Source organism: Bifidobacterium sp. KRGSERBCFTRI (assembly GCF_025908335.1).
On sequence record NZ_CP109653.1, the window covers coordinates 3,011,191 to 3,030,092 of the forward strand.

Consider the following 18,902-nt stretch of genomic DNA (forward strand, 5'->3'; position numbering starts at 1 on the left):
CGACCGCGGCGCACGCTGTGTCATGCAGCGCGGCCGGTCCTTTCGATCACTGGAATTCGGGTTCCTCGGCAACCTGATCTTCCTTGGCGGCAGCGTCAGGACGCGCACCAATGTTGAAGCCCAGATCATCGGAGGATGTGGACGGATCGTCGTCCTCTTCCTTCATGTCGATAGCCACGCCGTCGGCGTTGAGCACTTCGACATTCAGGGACAGGGACTGCATTTCCTTAAGCAGCACCTTGAAGGACTCCGGGATGCCTGCCGGCGGCAGGTTCTCGCCCTTCACGATGGCGCCGTAGACGCGCACGCGGCCGTCGACGTCATCGGACTTGGTGGTCATCATTTCGTGCAGCGTGTAGGCGGCACCGTAGGCCTCGAGGGCCCACACTTCCATCTCGCCGAAGCGCTGGCCACCGAACTGAGCCTTGCCGCCCAGCGGCTGCTGGGTGATCATGGAGTACGGGCCGGTGGAGCGGGCGTGGATCTTGTCGTCGACCAGGTGGTGCAGCTTCAGCATGTACATGTAGCCCACGGAGATCGGCTTCGGGAACGGTTCGCCGGTACGGCCGTCGAACAGGGTCGCCTTGCCGTCGGGGCCGACGAGCTTGTTGCCGTCGCGGTCCGGAAGGGTGCAGCTGAGCAGGCCCTTGATGGTTTCCGGACGGACGCCGTCGAACACCGGGGTGGCCACCGGAGTGCCCGGAGCGCCCTTTTCGGCGCCCTGCGGCACGTACTTCTTCCAAGCGGCCTCGGCATCCGGATCCAGGGAGATGTCCCAGCCAGCGTGCGCGATCCAGCCGAGGTGCAGTTCCAGCACCTGGCCAAGGTTCATTCGAGAAGGCACGCCCAGCGGGTTCAGCATGATGTCCACCGGAGTACCGTCGGCGAGGAACGGCATGTCCTCTTCCGGCAGGATGCGGGAGATGACGCCCTTGTTGCCGTGACGGCCGGAGAGCTTGTCGCCCTGGGTGATCTTACGGTGCTGTGCGATGTAGACGCGAATCATCTGGTTCACGCCGTTCGGCAGTTCGTCGCCGTCTTCCTCGGCGTCCTCGCGGGTGATTTCCTTGACCGCGATGACGGTGCCGGTCTCGCCGTGAGGCACGCGCAGCGAGGTGTCACGCACTTCGCGGCTCTTCTCACCGAAGATGGCGCGCAGCAGGCGCTCTTCCGGAGTCAGCTCGGTCTCGCCCTTCGGGGTGACCTTGCCGACCAGGATGTCGCCGGCTTCGACTTCGGCGCCGATGCGGATGATGCCACGCTCGTCGAGGTTGGCCACCGCGTCCTCGCCGACGTTCGGCAGGTCGCGGGTGATCTCTTCGGCGCCCAGCTTGGTTTCACGGGCATCGATCTCGTACTCCTCGATGTGGATGGAGCTCAGGGTGTCGTCCTGCACAAGGCGCTGGGAGATGATCACAGCATCCTCGTAGTTGTAGCCGTTCCACGGCATGAAGGCGATGAGCAGGTTCTTGCCCAGTGCCATCTCGCCCTTCTGGGTTGCCGGACCATCGGCCAGCACGGTGCCGGCTTCCACGCGTTCACCGTCGTGGATGAGCGGGACCTGGTTGTAGCAGGTGGTCTGGTTGGAACGCTGGAATTTGGCCAGCTTGTAGGAGCTGGTGGTGCCATCGTCGTTCATGGTACGGATGATGTCGGCGGACACGTAGGTCACCACGCCCGGCTTCTCGGCCAGGATGACGTCGCCGGAATCGACGGCGGCGCGCCATTCGGCGCCGGTGCCCACGAGCGGACGCTCGGATTCGATCAGCGGCACGGCCTGACGCTGCATGTTGGTGCCCATCAGCGCTCGGTGGCCCTCATCGTGCTCCAGGAACGGAATCAGGGAGGCGCCGACGGAAACCATCTGACGCGGGGAGACGTCCATGTAATCGACGGAGCTGACCGGCACATCGACCGCTTCCTCTTCGCCGACTCGGGCAAGAGCCTGCTTCTTGACGAAGTTGCCGTTCTCGTCGAGCTCCTGGTTGGCCTGGGCGATGACGTGCTCGGCATCGCGGTCAGCGGTCATGTACTCGACTTCATCGGTGACGTGGCCGTTGACGACCTTGCGGTACGGGGTCTCGATGAAACCGAACGGGTTGATGCGACCGAAGGTTGCCAGGGAGCCGATCAGACCGATGTTCGGGCCTTCAGGAGACTCGATCGGGCACATACGGCCGAAATGGGACGGGTGCACGTCTCGCACTTCCATGGAGGCGCGGTCGCGGGACAGGCCACCGGGGCCCAGAGCGGACAGACGACGCTTGTTGGTCACGCCAGCCAGCGGGTTGTTCTGATCCATGAACTGGGACAGCTGGGAGGTTCCGAAGAACTCCTTGATGGTGGCGTTCACCGGACGGATGTTGATCAGGGACTGCGGGGTGATGGCCTCGGGATCCTGGGTGGTCATACGTTCGCGGACCACACGCTCCATACGGCTCAGACCGGTGCGCAGCTGGTTCTGGATCAGCTCGCCGACCTGGCGGATACGACGGTTGCCGAAGTGGTCGATATCGTCGACGTCCACGCGCAGGTCAACGTCCTGGCCGTCGCGCTTGCCCGGGAACTTGGTCTCGCCCGCATGCAGGGTGACCAAGTACTTGATGGTGGCGATGATGTCCTCGCGGGACAGGCTGCGGTCGTTGACGTCCTTTTCCAGACCAAGCTTGCGGTTGATCTTGTAACGGCCGACGCGGGCCAGATCGTAACGCTTGGTGTTGAAGTAGAAGGAGTCCAGCAGGTTCTTGCCGGCTTCCGGAGTCGGGGTGTCGGCCGGACGGATCTTGCGGTACAGGTCGGTCAGGGCCTCGTCCTGGGTCTGCACGGTCTCCTTGGCGAGAGCGTCCATGACCAGCGGGTAGTCCTTGAAGGCGTCGGCAATTTCATCCTTGGTCATGCCGATGGCCATGAGGAACACGATGGCGGACTGCTTGCGCTTACGGTCCACGCGCACGCCGAGGACGTCGCGCTTGTCGATCTCGAACTCGAGCCATGCGCCACGGCTCGGGATGATCTTCGCGCCGAAGACTTCCTTATCGGAGGTACGGTCCTGGGAACGGTCGAAGTACACGCCCGGGGAACGCACGAGCTGGGACACGATCACTCGCTCGGTACCACCGATGATGAAGGTGCCGTGCGGGGTCTGCAGCGGGAAATCGCCCATGAACACGGTCTGGGACTTGATTTCGCCGGTGTCGCCGTTCTCGAATTCGGCGTTCACGTACAGCGGCGCGGAGTAGGTGTAATCCTTCTCCTTGCATTCCTGCACGGTGTGGCGCGGTTCTTCGAAGTACGGATCGGAGAAGGTCAGGCTCATGGTCTGAGCGAAGTTCTCGATCGGGGAGATCTCCTGGAAGACCTCGTCAAGACCGGAGGTGTGGGGCACGGTGTTGGTGCCGTTCTCCAGATCCTCCTGGACTCGCTTCTGCCAGCGCTCGTTGCCGATGAGCCAGTCAAAGCTGTCAGTCTGTACACCCAACAGGTAGGGTACATCAATGGGCTCGCGGATGGAGCCGAAATTCACACGGTCCGACGCCTTGTGCAGATCAATATCATGCTGGTCGGCGCGTGCGATGATGGTGGTGGTGTTCGTCGTAGCCTCAGCCAATGGACGTTCCTTATCGCTCGCTAATCGTATCGATATGTTTCCCCGGAAGCGCTCTCATTGGCCACCATATGCCTAGTACGCGGGCGCTTCTTCCTTGTCAGCGTGCCCGCTATATGACACGCATCTACGCAAAGTCATAAGAATAGCATAACCTGTAGATTTTATTCCACTGTGATGCCGACCGGCTCCGACTTGGTTTTCGCATGTCCTTTGACCGACAGTTGGGCCGAATACACGCCACGGTCCACGTTCGGCAGGTCCGCCGCGTCGGCGCATTCGCTGCCGGAACGCACGCCCGGCCAAGTGATCGTCTGCTTGACCTCGTCGCCCTTGGCTATCAGCCGGTAATCCGTGTCCACGGGGCATACGTTCGATTTCCAGACCACGTCCTTGCCCGACTTGATCGTCAGCACCATGCCCGCCTGGGACACGTCGATCAGACAGCCAGCCTTGCCGGAACCGTTGTATTTCACGGAAGCGGTGAAGTCCATCGTGCCGCCCACACCGAAGCTCGATGCGGCCGGAGTAAGCGACAGCGCGACGTTGGATGCGTCGCAATCGGGGACGCTGCTTTTCTGCTGTTGGGTCGGCGACGGCACCTCCTTGCGGGAGATCGCGTAAACATCGGCATGGTGGATTTCGCGGTTGACAGCGACGACGCCCTGCGTCAGCGAATACAGGCAGAATACGATGAAGCTCAGCACCAGCACCGTCGCGATACCGAAAACGATGCGGCGGCGGCGATACATCGCCTGCTGTTGTTTCGTACGTTTCTTACCGGTCCGCGGGGAGGTCTTGTAAGCCATGGCTCCCAGTCTAGCGTGTCATCCTCCGTGCGGCACCGCGGCCGCACGCACCACGCATGCCGTGTACGTTACACCGGCAGCCGCACCCCTCCCCCGGGCAGGATTTCGATCAGACCGTCCTCGTCAAGCGACGCGATGCATTTGTCCAGCTGCACGTGGTCTTTCCACAGCCGTTCGACGCTCTTGCGATCAAGCACCGTCTCGCCATCCGGCAGGCCGCGCAGCGCGTTCAGCACCAGCCCGCGCACCTGCCGGTCCGTACCTTGGAATCGTTGGCGTGGTCGCGTACGCCGCTGCCCCAATCCCGGTCTTCCGTTGCGTAGGAACGCGCATTTTCCGGCGATCGGACAGGCTTCGCATAATGGCGATTTCGCAGTGCACACCGTCGCGCCGAGTTCCATGACGGCCTGGTTCCACACGACGGACGGGCGATCGAAACGACGGCATTTCGCGGAATCATCGTCCGGCAGCAGCCGTTTCGCCAGCGCGCGTTCCGCGGGACTTGCGCTGCCGCCGAGCGATTCGACGCCGACGAACGCACGTGACAGCACACGGCGGATGTTCGTGTCGACCACCGCGATACGTTCGCCGAAAGCGAACGACAGCACCGCGCTTGCCGTGTAATCACCGATGCCGGGCAGAGCAAGCAATTCGTCGTACGTATGCGGCAGCTCGTCGGCGTAATCGTATGCGATGACGTGCGCGCATTCCTGCAATCGCAGGGCGCGCCGCGGATAGCCAAGCCGCCCCCATGCGGTGATCACGTCGGATTTCGGGGCGTCGGCGAGCGCGGCTGCGTCCGGCCATCGGTCCATCCATGCGGTCCAATACGGCACGACGCGGCCCATCTGCGTCTGCTGGCTCATCACTTCGGAAACGAGCACGCCCCACGGTGTGGTGCGGCCGAATCGCCATGGCAGGTCGCGCGCGTTGGTCTGCCACCATTGCGCGAGCGTCGTTGCGATTTCGTCAGCATCGGAAGCATCGGAGGTGACGGCGGTGGCGGAATCGGCAAAGTCGTCAAAGTCGGCGTCACGTACGGCGGTGTCGTATGTGGTGTTCGTGTCGTTCATCGTTCCTATTCTTAGCATTTATGACGAACGAAGAACATACCGATAACGCGCAGGGCGCAACGCGCGACGCCGAGACGCAGGCGGCCGAAGCCAAGGTCGAGAAGATGTTCGAATACGGGTACCGCAAGTCCAATTACGGCCCGGACGAACTGGTGACCGACGCGCACGGCAATCCGATTTCCGTGGTGGACGCGATGCTGAGCGCGAAGGACGCGGCGAAGGCGGAGACCTCCACCCCGCACCTGTGCTACTACTCCCCGCGTATTCCAGGCAACACGGGTTCCGCGATCCGCCTGTGCGCCGTGACGGGAACGATTCTGCACCTGGTGGAACCTTTGGGTTTCAATCTGCGGGATACCAAGCTGCGCCGTGCGGGGCTCGACTACCATGACATGGCGCATGTGGTGCTGCACCCGAATTTCGAGGATCTGGTGGAATCGATGCCGGATTCGCGCATCATCGCCTTCACCGCGCACGCCACCAAGCTGTACACCGACATCGAATACAGGCCGACCGACATCCTGCTGTTCGGTCCGGAACCGGGCAATATCCCCGATCCGATGGACATCATGGCCGGCCCGCATGTGGCCGAGCAGGTGCGTCTGCCGATGCGTCCTTCGCTGCGTAGCCTGAATCTCACCAACTGCGCCTCCATCGCCATCTACGAAGCCTGGCGACAGTTGAACTTTGCCGGCGGTAAGTAAAAACAGTTTTACAAACGCAAAAGAGCCCGGCCCTCCGTGCAGGAAGGTCGGGTTCTTTCGTAAGAACGTCAGTTCTTGAAGGAGTGGATCGGCGCCGGAATGCGGCCGCCACGGGTCACGAAGGCCTCGCAGCTGGTCTGGTTCACCGGAATGATCGGCGCGTAGCCCATGAGGCCGCCGAAGTTGGCCATCTCCCCTACGCCCTTGCCTTCCACCGGGATCACACGCACGGCGGTGGTCTTCTGGTTGACCATGCCGATGGCCGCCTCGTCGGCGATGATGCCGGAAATGGTGGCCGCGGTGGTGTCGCCGGGGATGGCGATCATGTCAAGGCCGACGGAGCATACGCAGGTCATAGCCTCGAGCTTTTCGATCTTCAGGCAGCCGTTGTTGGCCGCGTCGATCATGTTCTTGTCTTCGGAGACCGGAATGAACGCGCCGGACAGGCCGCCCACATAGGAGGACGCCATGATGCCGCCCTTCTTCACCTGGTCGTTGAGCATGGCGAGCGCGGCGGTGGTGCCCGGTGCGCCAACCTGTTCGAGGCCGATCTTTTCAAGCACTTCGCCGACGGAATCGCCTACGGCCGGGGTTGGCGCAAGGGAAAGGTCGATGATGCCGAATGGAATGCCGAGTCGGCGGGAGGCCTCCTGGGCCACCAGCTGGCCGACGCGCGTGATCTTGAACGCGGTGCGCTTGATGGTTTCGCACAGGAACTCGAAGTCCTTGCCCTTGGCCTCGTCGAGCGCGCGGGAGACCACGCCCGGTCCGGAGACGCCGACGTTGATGACCGCGTCGCCTTCGGTCACGCCGTGGAAGCCGCCTGCCATGAACGGGTTGTCGTCCGGGGCGTTGCAGAACGCCACGAACTTCACGCAACCGTAGGAATCATTGTCTGCGGTGGCGTGCGCGATGTCCTTGACGATGTGGCCGAGCAGTTCGACGGAGTTCATGTCGATGCCGGTTTTGGTGGAGCCCACGTTCACGGAGGAGCACACGATGTCCGTTTCGGAAAGCGCCTGCGGCAGGGAGCGGATAAGCATCTCCTCGGCCGGGGTCATGGACTTGGACACGAGCGCGGAGTAGCCGCCAATCAGGTCGACGCCGACCTTCTTGGCCGCGCGGTCGAGCGCGTGCGCGATCTTGACGAAGTCCTCGGAGCTCTTGCAGGAGCTTGCGCCGACCAGGGAAATCGGGGTGACGGTGATGCGCTTGTTGACGATCGGGATGCCGAAATCGCGTTCGATGGCCCGGCCGGTGGACACGAGGTCCTTGGCGTACGTGGTGATCTTGTTGTAGATGTTCTCGCAGACCTCGTCGACGCTGTCGGCTGCGCAATCCAGCAGGCTGATGCCCATGGTGATGGTGCGCACGTCGAGCTTCTCCTGCTCGATCATCTTGTTGGTCTCGTGGACCTCCATGATATTCAGCATGGTTTTTCCTTACGATTGGTACGATTCGTAGCTTCGGTTGCTTGCATGGCTTACGTGTGCCGCGGATCAGACGCGGTGCATCTTGGTGAAGATCTCCTCGCGCTGGCAGCGGATGCGCACGCCGATCTCCTCGCCGAGCTTGTCGAGGTCGTCGACGACTGTGCCGAATTCCTCGTCCGCGTTGGAATAATCCACAATCATCATCATGTTGAAGAAACCGTCGATGATGGTCTGGGAGATGTCGAGCACGTTGACCTGGTGCGCGGAAAGATAGGTGCAGACGCGGGCGATGATGCCGACAGTATCCTGACCGACGACGGTGATGATTGCCTTGTTCATGGAACTCCCTAAACGTGAGGTGTGAATATCCAGTTGCCGTCTCGGCAAATTGCCGGACGTGCCCTCAAGTATAGGAAAGGCACGTGCCAAAACACCCCTCTCTCCCGCTTTTCGCATTACATGGTGAGACGCCACACGCGCATGTCAGTAGTCAAACGTTTACCTAGGTCGTCACCGCCCACGGATTCACCCGCGCCGTGTCGCAACACAGCATGACATGCAACATCCGCCGGCAAATTACAACGCAGCGCACATATCGTGCCCATATCTCGCGCATATCGCGTACATACCCCTACACATACGGCAGCGGCCCCGCACCCGCCGTGTCACAAGGAACACGCAGGAACGGGGCCGCCGGATACGGCTCTACGTCTTAGCGCCAAATACCGTTCAATGCACGCGCATCAACCGCATCGATCTTGCCGGACGACGCGATGCGAAGCTCACCGTCGCCATCAGCGCCTTGGAACAGCATGCTTCCTGCCGTCTGACCGCCATTGAGGAACACTTCGACAACATTGCGGTCGAAGAACACCTCCACCTGGCGAACATCGGTGATGCCGCTGTCGAAGTCGACATCCTCCACCGCAGTGCCCTTGGCCACCAGGCGGGTCACGCCATCAGTGCGCTGCAGCAGCAGTTCGGTCGGCCTGCCGTCCTGCGGGTTGACGCCCTTCGCCAGCACCATGATGGCATCGGCATCATCCGCCAGATGCACGTTCGCATAGTATGCGTTGCCGGGAGCCGTAACGACCATATCCCCGCCATCGCCGTGCACGGCAAGACGCTCGCCGAGCAGCTCGCGGTACACTTCGCTCACCGGCTTGCTGTACAGCCTGCCGTCACGCACATGCAATTCGCGCGGCAGCGACATCATGCCGTTGGCCAGGCACGGCTGTTCGACACGCATCTCCGGAAAATCGGTGAACCAGCCGAATACGATGCGACGGCCGTTATCGTCGGCGAAGCTTTGCGTGGCGTAATATCCGGTGCCGAAATCGCACCAGTCGCTGGCCTTGACATCCAGTTTCGGACCATTATCGGTGTTCACCAAGTCGCCGGCATACCAACGCACCTGCTGGAAACGCCCCTGCTTGTCGCGGTAGTGCATCAGCGCGCCGACGGCAACGGTCACGCCGTCGACCTGGAACAGGTCAGGGCATTCGTAGGTGCGTGCGATCTGATGGCCGAAATCGGCGAGCACCGGCCCTTCGTAGCGCCATGTCACGTTACGCTTGAGCGGCTTCTTCGCGGAGAACAACGTCATGGCGGGAACGGTGGCGTTGTTCGGCTGGTCGACCCCCGGCTTGCCCTGAGGAGAATAAGTGAACCAGCCACCGGTATTCTGGGTGCTGATGCCGGGAACCGCACTATCGGCGGCGTCTGCGCCAAATTCCGATACCGGCAGATTGGTGGCGGTTACCATATAGGCACGATCCGGGTCGAGCGCCTCGCCGCCCATGCCGCATTCAACCTTCGGATCACGGAAGTCATAGCCAAAATCGTCATTCGCACGCAGCGCCACCGGCGATTCCACGCGAACATGCACGCCGTCCTCGCACAGGCAGGTGGTCTGGTATTCGGTGACGGAGGATTCGTCGCCGCGGGTTTCCAGATGACGGGTCAGGTACAGGCGGATGGCGTTTGCCTCGTTGCCGGCGACCGGATTGTCATGCTCGTCCACGGTCACGGCCGAACCGGAGAACGCGCCGCCGACGATACGCTCGTCGGTGTGCAGTTCGGGCTGCGGTTCCAGGAAGACTGGCAGATGAGTCCAATGCACCAGATCACGGCTTACCGCGTGCCCCCAATGCATATTGTCCCAGCCGAAACCATACGGGTTGAGCTGGAAGAACAGGTGGTAGCGCCCTTGGAACTGGCACAGGCCGTTCGGATCGTTCATCCAACGTGCGAACGGTTCGAAATGCGCGCCCGAACGCCCGAAACGGTTGTAGATCTGTTCCAGCGTGGGCTGTGCAGGCCAATCGGTGTCGCTTGGATTCATGTTCACGTAGCGAACGCCGTTGTCAAGCAGGTCATCGCATTCGGAAAGGTAGCCGAAGCGTACAACCAGGCCGCTTGCCGCCACGGTGACGGTGGATTTCTGCGGCACCGCAATGGAGAAATGATGCCTGCGTTCGGCGATGGGCATGGTGTGCGCCGCGATTGCGACGCCGTTGCCGTCCGCAACGGTGACGACGGCGTTCCCCTCGCCACAGCGTTCGGCGAACAGATCGAGCTGCCGGTAGCCGCCGGTTTCGACGGAGATGGAATAGGTATTCGACATAGTAGACCCCTCTACACGTGTGAAATGAATATGGAAAATGGATGGAAATACTCAAAGACGCAGTGCCGTCAGGAAACGATCGAATCGCGTTCGATGATGCGGCATCGCAACGGTGTCATCGGGCCGTTCTCCAAACGCCTGATCGAATCCTCACTGCGTGCAAGGCTTTCCGTGGCGGCTTCATCGTCGATCATGGCGACCAGCTGATGCACCGCTTCGAAGCCCATTTCGTAGTGAGGAAGCTCCAAGGTGGTCAACGCGGGCTTGAGCACGTCCGTAATGAGCGGCTGGTTGTCGATGCTGATCACGGAAACGTCTGTGCCGATGCCGACCGACCGCTCTCTGGCCGCCTCGTAGATGAAGGTCGCGCGCACATCGTTGAAGCAGAAGATGCCGTCCGGCTTGATCTCGTCGAACACGCGACCGGCTTCCGAAGCGGCGTTTGTGGCCTCTTCCACGTTGACGACCAACTGCTCGTCGAAGGGGATGCCCGCGTCCGCGAGCGCTCGGCGATACCCGGCGAACCGCTCCCCCTGGGCGATAATGGTGATTGAGGAACCGTAGTAAACGATGCGTTTGCAGCCGGCCTGAATCAGCCGATTGGTGGCATCGTACCCTGCCATTTCGTCGTCGGGGTAGATCGAGGGAATCTTGCGATTCTCGTCTTCGCTGTCGACGACGACCGTGGGGCTGCCTTCGAGTTCGGCGGGGATCTCCACAACACGGTGGTACATCATGGCATACAGGAAACCGTCCACGCGGTACTGCCGCAGGGCCGCGATCTCCTGGTTCTCCAGTTCCCGATCGTTTCCCGTGTTGACGGTGAGCAGAATATAGCCGAGTTTGCGCGCTGCCTCCTGCGCTCCCACCAGTACGCGCCCGGCATGTGGCGAGGTGGCGATCTCATCGGTGATAAAGCCGAGGACATACGACCTGCTGGTGCGCAATGTACGCGCCACGGAGTTCGGCTTGTATCCCATTGATTGGGCCGTTCCGCGCACTCGTTGCGCCACCGCCTTGCTGACGCGATTGCGGTCCTTGTTGTTCATGACCAATGACACGGTGCAACTGGAGACGCCGGCCTCTTTTGCGATGTCTTTGATCGATACCAATGGTTTTGCCTTGTCTGCTTGGCGGCTTTGTGAAGCGGATTCCATTGTATGCCCGCCTTTCTTTGGCGACACTCTGCCGTTCAGCTTTTCGCGTATCGGATGCCCGGCTGCTCCCGGTCATGGATGTCCATTCCCGGAATCCGGCCGAACGAGTACACGATCCACGCAGTGCAGAACATCGGCAGCGACATGCCGAACACCATGAGCAGACCCGGCCATTGCGCCCAGGCAAGGATCGCCAGCAGTGCGAGTCCGATCTGCAGCAGGGTGCACAGCGGACGGGCCACGATCATGGTCAGTGTTGTGCGGACGATCCACAGCGGACGTTCGTCATAGTTCGCGCGCACCACCCAGACCAGCATGGTGAAGGCCAGCAATACCAGTGCCAGCACGAACAGTACGCCGGAAACCGCCACGTCGAACGTTCCGCGTGCATGCCAGTTCATCATGTAGTAGTCGATGGCGAGCACCACCCAGCATACGGCCAACGGCCAGCCGAAGAGATTCGCCTGCTTGAGCTCGTTTTTCCATGCGCCGTGGAAGATGCCCCATACTTCCTTGGCACGCATCGACCGATCCTCAGCACGCAGCCACGTGCGGAACGTGGTTTGCGCGGCGGCGCAGGATGGGAAGAATCCCAGCACCACGGCACCCAGCAGTGTGTGCACGAGCATGGCGATGTTCACCACGAAGATCGTGAGCAGCAGACGGCAGAACCGTTCATAGGCCACGGAAAAACGAGCGAGCATGGCGAATCCCTTTCAATCAGCCCTTGACGGCGCCGAGCATGACGCCCTTGTTGAAGTACTTCTGCAGGAACGGGTACAGCACCAGCAGAGGCAGGGTGGAGACGATGATGATGCCGAACTTGATCTGGTCGGCCGCCTGCTGTTGGGCCGCGGCGTTGACGTTCGTACCGGTGCCTTGTGCCACCAGCAGCAACTGCTGCAAGACCACCTGCAACGGCTGCTTTGTGTCGTCGGTGATGTAGATCAAGCCTGTCATGAAGTCGTTCCAGTGGCCGACGAAGTAGTACAGGCCGATGACGGCGAGGATGGCGGAGCTTAACGGCAGCACGATCTTGAAGAAGTAGCCGAAGTAGCTCAGGCCGTCGATCTGCGCAGCATCATGCAGTTCCTCCGGAATGGAGGTTTCGAAGAAGGAGCGCGCCACGATCACGTTGTATACGGAGACAGCGCCGGGCAGGATGAACACCCACATGGTGTTGTTGATGCCGAGGGCTTTGTACAGCAAATAGTTCGGAATCAGGCCGCCGCTGATGAACATGGTGACGGTGAACAGGAACATGATGACGCGGCGCGGCTTGAATTCGCGGCGGGACAGCGCGAAGGCGCAGGGGATGGTCACGGCCATGTTGACCGCGGTGCCGACCACCGAGTAGATGATCGTGTTGAGATAGCCCTGCCAGATGCGATGGTTGGTGAACACCTTCGCATAGCCGGCGAAGGTCACGCCCTTAGGCAGCAGTGACACTTCGCCGCCGGCCACAGCGTTCGGATTGGAGAACGATGCGATGACCACGAACCACAGGGGGTAGAGCACTGCGACCACGGTGAACACCAGAAGCAGCACGATGACAAAGTCGACGGCCAGATCACCTGGCGTTTTCTTCTGACGTACATGCTTGTTCCAGGGAATATCGTTCTTGCTTTGGGCAACGGCCCCGGTTGTTGTTGCAGACATGATGACTGCCTCCTAGAAAATGCTCGTATCGGAAACGCGCTTGGCGATCGCGTTCGCGGTGATCAGGAAGACGAAGTTGACCAAGGTATTGAACAGGCCGATGGCGGTCGAATACGAATACTGGCCGTTAATAATACCGATCTTGTAGGTGTAGGTCGCGATGACCTCGGTGGCCGGCATATTCAGCGAATTCTGCATCAGGTAGATCTTGTCGAAACCCACGTTGAGCACGGAACCCATGTTCATGATGAGCAAGATTGCGCAGGTCGGCATGATCGCCGGCAGGTCGACGTAACGGATCAGTTGCAGACGGCCGGCGCCATCGATCTTCGCGGCCTCGTACAGCGAGGTGTCCACGCCGGCGAGCGCGGCCAGGTAGATGATGGAGTTCCAGCCGACGTGCTGCCAGACTTCGGAGATCCAGTAGACGGCGGTGATGGCGCTGGTGGAGCCCATCAGCGATTCGTCGCCGAAGAAGCGGCCCAGGATGCCGGAGCCCGGGGACAGGAAGATGTTGAGCATCGAGACGATGACCACCACGGAGATGAAGTGGGGCATGTAGGTGACGGTCTGTACGAAGCCCTTGATTTTCTTGGAGCCGATCTGGTTGATCAGCAGGGCCAGGATGATTGGGAAGATGAAGCCCATGACCAGCGTCCACAGGGAGATGCGGACGGTGTTGGTCATGATCTCGCCGAAGAGCGGGTTATGGAAGAACTCGTTGAAATATTTGAATCCTACGAACTTGCCGCCGGTCAGACCCTTGGTCGGGTCGAATTCACGGAAGGCAAGCTGGATGCCCCACATCGGCACGTAGGCGAACAGGCCGACGAAGAACAGGGCGGGAGCGGTGAGGATCCACAGCTGCCAGTAGCGGCGGAAGTGGTCGGCGATGCGATCGAGCAGACCTGGTTTCTTGCGGTCGGGAGCCGCTTCCATCGCCACGGTCCGTGCAGCAACGCCTTGCGATGTTTGTGCACTCATGTTGGTCTCCAATTTAGGATGATTGCTAGGGAACAAAAATGCGGGGTCCGGCGGCAGTCACGGGAGAGAAACGAACCCGTGCGATGGACCCCGCGGTATTACTTGGCTACTTGGTGTACTTGTCGTACCACTTCTGCCAAATCTTGATGTTGGCGTCGAGGCCGAGGGTCGGTTCGGACACCTTCTTCACGTAGGCATCCCATTCCTTGTCGATGCCGCCCTTCTGGACCCACTTCGCGATCTGGTTGTTCGCGTAGTTGGAGATGGCGGTGTTGTTGTTTTGCAGGGTGTTGGAGTCCTCGGTATTCGGGCGCACGTAAATCGGTACGACATCCTTGACGCCGTCGACGCGGTTGCGCGCCTCACGAATGGCCAAATCGGACGCAGTGACCTGGTCGGCGTTGGTGTCGTTGACCATCTTCACGTCGTCGCGAATCCAGCCACCGAAGCGGTCCTGCAGGGCGACGGCGCGGGTATCAGGATATTCGGCGTAGGCTTTAGCCTTGTCGATGGTGTACTGGTGGTCGCCGTCATCGGAGACGATATCCGGAATAGAGCCGAAGAATCCAGCCACGGAAAGCTTCTCGCCGTACATGGCGTCGATCACCTTGTAGATGGCGTCCTGGTTGGCTGCGTTCGGGTTGACGGTCAGGCCGGAACCGGAGTAGGCCCAGCGGCAGGCGTCCTGGGAATAATCCCACTTGACCTGGGAGTCGGGCGTGGAGGCGTCTTTCTTCAGCGGCGGCAGGGTGACGTACTGGTCGCCAAGCGCGTTGCCGTATTCGGAGTAGTTGGACCAACCGAAGGAGACGCCGGTCAGCGCGGTCTTGCCGTCACTGACGGTCTGCGAAGTGTATTGCGAGGCGTCGCGGGTGAGCACATCCTTCGGGATAAGGCCCTTGGCCATGAGTCCGTGCAGGTAGGAGACGACGTCCTTGAGCGCGTCGGAGGTGTAATAGCTCTTAACCTTGCCGTTGTCCACATAATAGCCCTGTTCGGAAGCGCCGCCGCCCATGAAGGAGGTGACCACGCCTTCGGAGTTCATCAGCGCCAGAGGGCTCCACAGGCCGAAGCCGAGGCTGCGGATATTCATCGGCACCTCATCGGCCTTGCCGTTGCCGTTCGGATCCTGGGTCTTGAATGCATCGAGCACGTTCTCGAGCTCGTCCCAAGTGGTCGGCATCTGGAGTCCCAGCTTGTCCAGCCAGGTCTTGTTGATAAACATGTGAGTGCCGGAAACCTCGTAACCCTTGCCGCGGTCGGAGGGCAGCATGGCGATCTTGGTGCCATCGGTAACGTACTTCGCAGCGCCCGGCTGGGCCTTGAGGAACTTCTTGACGTTCGGCATCTTATCCAGATGCGGCTTGAGATCCTCGAAGTAGGTGCTGTACTTGGCCGCATCCACCATGCTGAACAAGCTCAAGCCAATGTCCGGGAATTCACCGGCGGCCATCTTGGCGCTCTTCTGCTGACCCCAAGCGTTGTCGGCGACTTCCTGCCACTTGATGGTGCAGTCGCAGGCGGCTTCCAGATCCTTGGTGTACTGGGTGTCCTGCATCGGATGGTCGGTCACGTTGCGACGAACCAGAATATTGACGATTGGCTTGCCGTTCTCGTCTGTGGTGGCCTGCTTGTTGCCGCAGGCGGCAAACGTCGTGACCATAGTCGCGACTGCAGCTATTGATGCCAACAGGCGAACACTTCTTCGTGCCATGATTAGGCTCCTTCTTCCTTGATGTTTCCTCCTCGTACCGATGTAAGACGCACCGGTACGACCTCATCAGCCGCTTGCTTTGCGGTGATTAACACTATAAATCGTTAATCGTTTAATGTCAAACGTTAATCGTTTATCTCAATAGTTAGCGCTCTCATCAACCAGTCCCCCCAGCGTCGCAAACGTAAACTTCGGCTCCATACTGCCGTTCTTGCAGAACACCGGAATCACCCACATCGCGACACGCCGTTAATCGTATAACGTATCGTTTTTCATCAAATACACGTACAACCCGTCCGTTGTACGCACAAAAGCGTAGCCGAACATGACGGCCACCAAGTCGACACGTCGCTACTTACGAAAGGTGCTCCCCTCCTTCAGAAAAGAAGGAGGGGAGCACGAATACGATCACAGACAGCATCAGGCCAAACACGTAGCCGCACCGGGAGCCGGGATGAAGCATTCGGCATCGTACCTGCTGGTCATCGCTGTGGGATACGCTGGTGCGCCATCTGGTCCACAAGTAAATCGTGCAAAACGCGCGTTGGCGCACGTCCTTTTTCATGGGCGTGCGCCAACGCGCATTTTTGCATCGGCTTCTGCGATCAGGCCTCGCGGCTCGCGGAAGCCGCAGCGAACGCCGGCAAGGCGCGAGGCGCGTTGAAGCCTTCCTTTTCGAAGCGGTCAGCAATCTTCTGTGCGATCTCGTGACCCTGACCCTTGTCCACCAACGCGATGATGGAGCCGCCAAAGCCGCCGCCGGTCATACGTGCGCCGTACGCGCCGTTGACACGAGCCACATCCACGGCAATATCCAGCTCGGGCACAGTCACTTCATAATCCGCAGCGAGCGAATCATGAGACGCGTTGAACAGTCGGCCTGCCTCGTCGATCTTGCCGTTGGCGAAGGCACGCACGAAGGAGTTGACACGGGCGATTTCGGTGATGACGTGGCGCACGCGCTTCTTCATCGTGTCGTCTTCCAGCTTGTCGAGCGTTTCCTTGAGCGCCTGGAACGGATCGTCGGACTTGGCGATGCTGTCGGCGACCACACGCAGGTTGGCCACGCCGAGGATTTCGGCAGCCTTCTCGCAAGTGGCACGACGCTGGGCATACTGGCCGTCGTTGAGCTGATGCGGAGCCTGAGTGTCAAGCACCAGCAGTTCCAGACCGTACTTGTCGAGATCGAATTCCTGCTGGGAGACGTTCTCCAGCGGGCTCAGCTCTGGACGGCAGTCAAGACGCAACGCATGGCCGAAAGTGCAACGCATGGATGCGTTCTGGTCGAGACCACCGGTGGACGCGCCCGCCATGTCGTTTTCCGACTTGATGGCGGCGTTGATCAGCGTCACACGACCGGCATCGGATGCGCCATAACCCAAACCGTACACATCATCCAGCGCCAAGGCGGTGGAGCAGGTCATGGCTGCGGAGGAGCTCAGACCGGATCCGAGCGGCACGCAGGAGGAGAATGCCGCGTCGAAGCCCTGCACCGCATCGAAGCCGGCTTCGCGCAATGCCCAGGCAACGCCTACCGGGTAGGCGGCCCAGCCTTCCACACCACCGGCCTGCAGACCATCGAGGTCGGCTTCGGTAACGTTTCCGGAATCAACGTCGGAAACCACGCGCACCTTGGTGTCTTCACGCGGCTTGAGCGCGATGAACGTGCGGTGCGGCAGTGCGATCGGCAGGCACAGGCCCGCGTTGTAGTCGGTGTGTTCGCCAATCAGGTTCACACGGCCCGGTGCGGCCCATACGCCAGCCGGTTCCTCACCGTAGGTGGCTCGGAACAGGTCGGTCGCGTTCTTCACACCCTCGTCATGCGAGAGCGGCTCAATGAATTCAACAGCAGTCATTGGTGTTTTGTCCTTTGGGTTTTATTGGCTTTCAGCCTTCGATATCGATTGGTCCGAGCTCGTGGAAGCGCTTGGCGATGAGTTCCGGCGTGGTGTCGGACACCCATGCGGCCATGCCTGATTCGGAGCCGGCCAGATACTTGATTTTGTTGGCGGCGCGGCGGAACGAGAAGAACTGCAGGTTGAGGCGGTAGTTTTCGCGGCGCTTGTCGTGGATCGGGGCCTGATGCCATGCTGCGATGTACGGCAGGTCCATGCCCTTGCCGTCACCCTTGTCGAAGAACGCGTTGCCGCGCTTGAGCAGGGTGGAGTACATGACGGCCAGATCCCAACGCTCCTGATCGTTGAGCTCGTCGAGGGTGAGCACGTCACGCACCGGGGCCACATGCACCTCGAGCGGCCAGCGTGCCGCGGCCGGCACATAGGCGACCCAACTGTGGTTGCGCATGACGATGCGCTCCCCGGCCTCGATTTCGGAGTTCATGAGATCCTTGAGCAGGTTGCCGCCGGTCTTCTCATGGTAGGCTTCGGTCTGCTTGAGTTCGGCTTCCATCTTCGGTGCGATGAACGGATAGCAGTAGACCTGGCCGTGAGGGTGCGCCAGGGAGACGCCGATTTCCTGACCGTGGTTCTCGAACGGGAAGATCTGCTCGATGCCCTCCATCTTGGAGATTTCGGCGGTACGGAACGCCCATGCCTCCACGACGGTGCGCAGGCGGGAGACCGGCAGGTCCGCCGGCAGGCCGTTTTCGTCCGGGTCGAAGCAGATCACTTCGCAGCGGCCTGCGGCGAGCTTCTTCTCCCACAGCGGGTTGCCGTTGACGTATTCCACGGCTTCGGAACGGCCCGGCACGCGAACCATCGACGGGAAGCGGTTTTCGAACACGACCACGTTGTAGTCGGTATCCGGCACTTCGCCATCCTGGTACGGATCGCCCGGCTTGCGCGCGGCCAGCGGATTGCCTTTGGCCGTCGCGCCCGGACCGGCGGTGATCGGACGGTTCATACGTGCGGTCGCCATCGGAATCCAATCGCCGGTCAGTGGGTCGCGACGCATTTCGGGAGCCGCATACGGCACTTCCTCGCCAGCGGCGTTGAGCTGGTTGGAGAAACGGTACGGAAGTTGGCGCGGATCCTTCAGTTCGCGAGTCTTGACGCCGGAGACGTATTCCGGATCGTCATCGAGATAGAAGAAGTCGCGGCCATCGGCAAGCGTGGTCGGCGTGATACGGATATGCTCCTTCGCATATTCTCCCGGAGTGTAGTTGACGAAATCACTCATG

Annotated in this window: 14 protein-coding genes; 1 reads left to right on the top strand and 13 read right to left on the bottom strand. The window is 60.7% G+C overall.

All coding sequences use genetic code 11. The annotated features are described in order from the left end of the window. Nucleotides 1-46 precede the first annotated feature (46 nt). The 3 genes from rpoB to OGI63_RS12760 all read right to left on the bottom strand — a co-directional run bounded on the left by rpoB (nucleotide 47) and on the right by OGI63_RS12760 (nucleotide 5,486). Complete coding sequence (rpoB, locus tag OGI63_RS12750; protein ID WP_041777404.1) at nucleotides 47-3,607, bottom strand: DNA-directed RNA polymerase subunit beta; 3,561 nt, start codon at nucleotides 3,605-3,607, stop codon at nucleotides 47-49. A gap of 161 nt (nucleotides 3,608-3,768) precedes the next feature. Beyond that, nucleotides 3,769-4,413, bottom strand: a complete 645-nt coding sequence (locus OGI63_RS12755; protein WP_011743638.1) for a hypothetical protein — start codon at nucleotides 4,411-4,413, stop codon at nucleotides 3,769-3,771. Between the two features lie 68 nt (nucleotides 4,414-4,481). Further along, nucleotides 4,482-5,486, bottom strand: a complete 1,005-nt coding sequence (locus OGI63_RS12760; RefSeq protein ID WP_223895647.1) for an A/G-specific adenine glycosylase — start codon at nucleotides 5,484-5,486, stop codon at nucleotides 4,482-4,484. A 20-nt stretch (nucleotides 5,487-5,506) separates the two neighbouring features. Between OGI63_RS12760 and OGI63_RS12765 the strand changes: the two genes are divergently transcribed. Next, entirely contained in the window at nucleotides 5,507-6,190 is a 684-nt protein-coding gene (locus tag OGI63_RS12765) for a tRNA (cytidine(34)-2'-O)-methyltransferase (protein WP_080505103.1), read from the top strand. A gap of 68 nt (nucleotides 6,191-6,258) precedes the next feature. Here the strand turns inward: OGI63_RS12765 and OGI63_RS12770 are convergent, their stop codons facing one another. The 10 genes from OGI63_RS12770 to galT form a co-directional block, all read right to left on the bottom strand. Then, on the bottom strand, nucleotides 6,259-7,623 hold the full coding sequence (locus tag OGI63_RS12770; RefSeq protein ID WP_011743641.1) for a PFL family protein: 1,365 nt from the start codon (nucleotides 7,621-7,623) through the stop codon (nucleotides 6,259-6,261). A gap of 66 nt (nucleotides 7,624-7,689) precedes the next feature. Beyond that, nucleotides 7,690-7,962 (bottom strand): ACT domain-containing protein, encoded by a 273-nt coding sequence (locus OGI63_RS12775; RefSeq protein WP_003806738.1) that lies wholly within the window; start codon nucleotides 7,960-7,962, stop codon nucleotides 7,690-7,692. A gap of 373 nt (nucleotides 7,963-8,335) precedes the next feature. Further along, the gene (locus OGI63_RS12780) at nucleotides 8,336-10,249 is read right to left on the bottom strand and encodes a glycoside hydrolase family 32 protein (protein ID WP_011743642.1); all 1,914 of its coding nucleotides are present in this window, start codon (nucleotides 10,247-10,249) and stop codon (nucleotides 8,336-8,338) included. Between the two features lie 68 nt (nucleotides 10,250-10,317). Next, nucleotides 10,318-11,406, bottom strand: a complete 1,089-nt coding sequence (locus OGI63_RS12785) for a LacI family DNA-binding transcriptional regulator (protein ID WP_011743643.1) — start codon at nucleotides 11,404-11,406, stop codon at nucleotides 10,318-10,320. A 35-nt stretch (nucleotides 11,407-11,441) separates the two neighbouring features. After that, nucleotides 11,442-12,110, bottom strand: coding sequence for a YesL family protein (locus OGI63_RS12790; RefSeq protein ID WP_011743644.1), 669 nt, complete (start codon nucleotides 12,108-12,110; stop codon nucleotides 11,442-11,444). 16 nt (nucleotides 12,111-12,126) lie between these two features. Next, on the bottom strand, nucleotides 12,127-13,065 hold the full coding sequence (locus OGI63_RS12795; protein WP_011743645.1) for a carbohydrate ABC transporter permease: 939 nt from the start codon (nucleotides 13,063-13,065) through the stop codon (nucleotides 12,127-12,129). Nucleotides 13,066-13,077: 12 nt separating this feature from the next. Then, nucleotides 13,078-14,049, bottom strand: coding sequence for an ABC transporter permease (locus tag OGI63_RS12800; RefSeq protein ID WP_038444910.1), 972 nt, complete (start codon nucleotides 14,047-14,049; stop codon nucleotides 13,078-13,080). Nucleotides 14,050-14,155: 106 nt separating this feature from the next. Beyond that, nucleotides 14,156-15,763, bottom strand: coding sequence for an extracellular solute-binding protein (locus OGI63_RS12805; RefSeq protein WP_011743647.1), 1,608 nt, complete (start codon nucleotides 15,761-15,763; stop codon nucleotides 14,156-14,158). A 605-nt stretch (nucleotides 15,764-16,368) separates the two neighbouring features. Then, nucleotides 16,369-17,619: a galactokinase gene (gene galK / locus OGI63_RS12810; RefSeq protein ID WP_011743648.1), complete on the bottom strand. Its 1,251-nt coding sequence runs from the start codon at nucleotides 17,617-17,619 to the stop codon at nucleotides 16,369-16,371. Nucleotides 17,620-17,650: 31 nt separating this feature from the next. Further along, the gene (gene galT, locus OGI63_RS12815; RefSeq protein WP_011743649.1) at nucleotides 17,651-18,901 is read right to left on the bottom strand and encodes a galactose-1-phosphate uridylyltransferase; all 1,251 of its coding nucleotides are present in this window, start codon (nucleotides 18,899-18,901) and stop codon (nucleotides 17,651-17,653) included. Nucleotide 18,902 lies beyond the last annotated feature (1 nt).

Coding starts and splice junctions, on each gene's coding strand:
- OGI63_RS12755 (WP_011743638.1), bottom strand. CDS start 4,413: ATGGCTTACAAGACCTCCCCGCGGACCGGTAAGAAACGTACGAAACAA.
- OGI63_RS12760 (WP_223895647.1), bottom strand. CDS start 5,486: ATGAACGACACGAACACCACATACGACACCGCCGTACGTGACGCCGAC.
- OGI63_RS12765 (WP_080505103.1), top strand. CDS start 5,507: ATGACGAACGAAGAACATACCGATAACGCGCAGGGCGCAACGCGCGAC.
- OGI63_RS12770 (WP_011743641.1), bottom strand. CDS start 7,623: ATGCTGAATATCATGGAGGTCCACGAGACCAACAAGATGATCGAGCAG.
- OGI63_RS12775 (WP_003806738.1), bottom strand. CDS start 7,962: ATGAACAAGGCAATCATCACCGTCGTCGGTCAGGATACTGTCGGCATC.
- OGI63_RS12780 (WP_011743642.1), bottom strand. CDS start 10,249: ATGTCGAATACCTATTCCATCTCCGTCGAAACCGGCGGCTACCGGCAG.
- OGI63_RS12785 (WP_011743643.1), bottom strand. CDS start 11,406: ATGGAATCCGCTTCACAAAGCCGCCAAGCAGACAAGGCAAAACCATTG.
- OGI63_RS12790 (WP_011743644.1), bottom strand. CDS start 12,110: ATGCTCGCTCGTTTTTCCGTGGCCTATGAACGGTTCTGCCGTCTGCTG.
- OGI63_RS12795 (WP_011743645.1), bottom strand. CDS start 13,065: ATGTCTGCAACAACAACCGGGGCCGTTGCCCAAAGCAAGAACGATATT.
- OGI63_RS12800 (WP_038444910.1), bottom strand. CDS start 14,049: ATGAGTGCACAAACATCGCAAGGCGTTGCTGCACGGACCGTGGCGATG.
- OGI63_RS12805 (WP_011743647.1), bottom strand. CDS start 15,763: ATGGCACGAAGAAGTGTTCGCCTGTTGGCATCAATAGCTGCAGTCGCG.
- galK (WP_011743648.1), bottom strand. CDS start 17,619: ATGACTGCTGTTGAATTCATTGAGCCGCTCTCGCATGACGAGGGTGTG.
- galT (WP_011743649.1), bottom strand. CDS start 18,901: ATGAGTGATTTCGTCAACTACACTCCGGGAGAATATGCGAAGGAGCAT.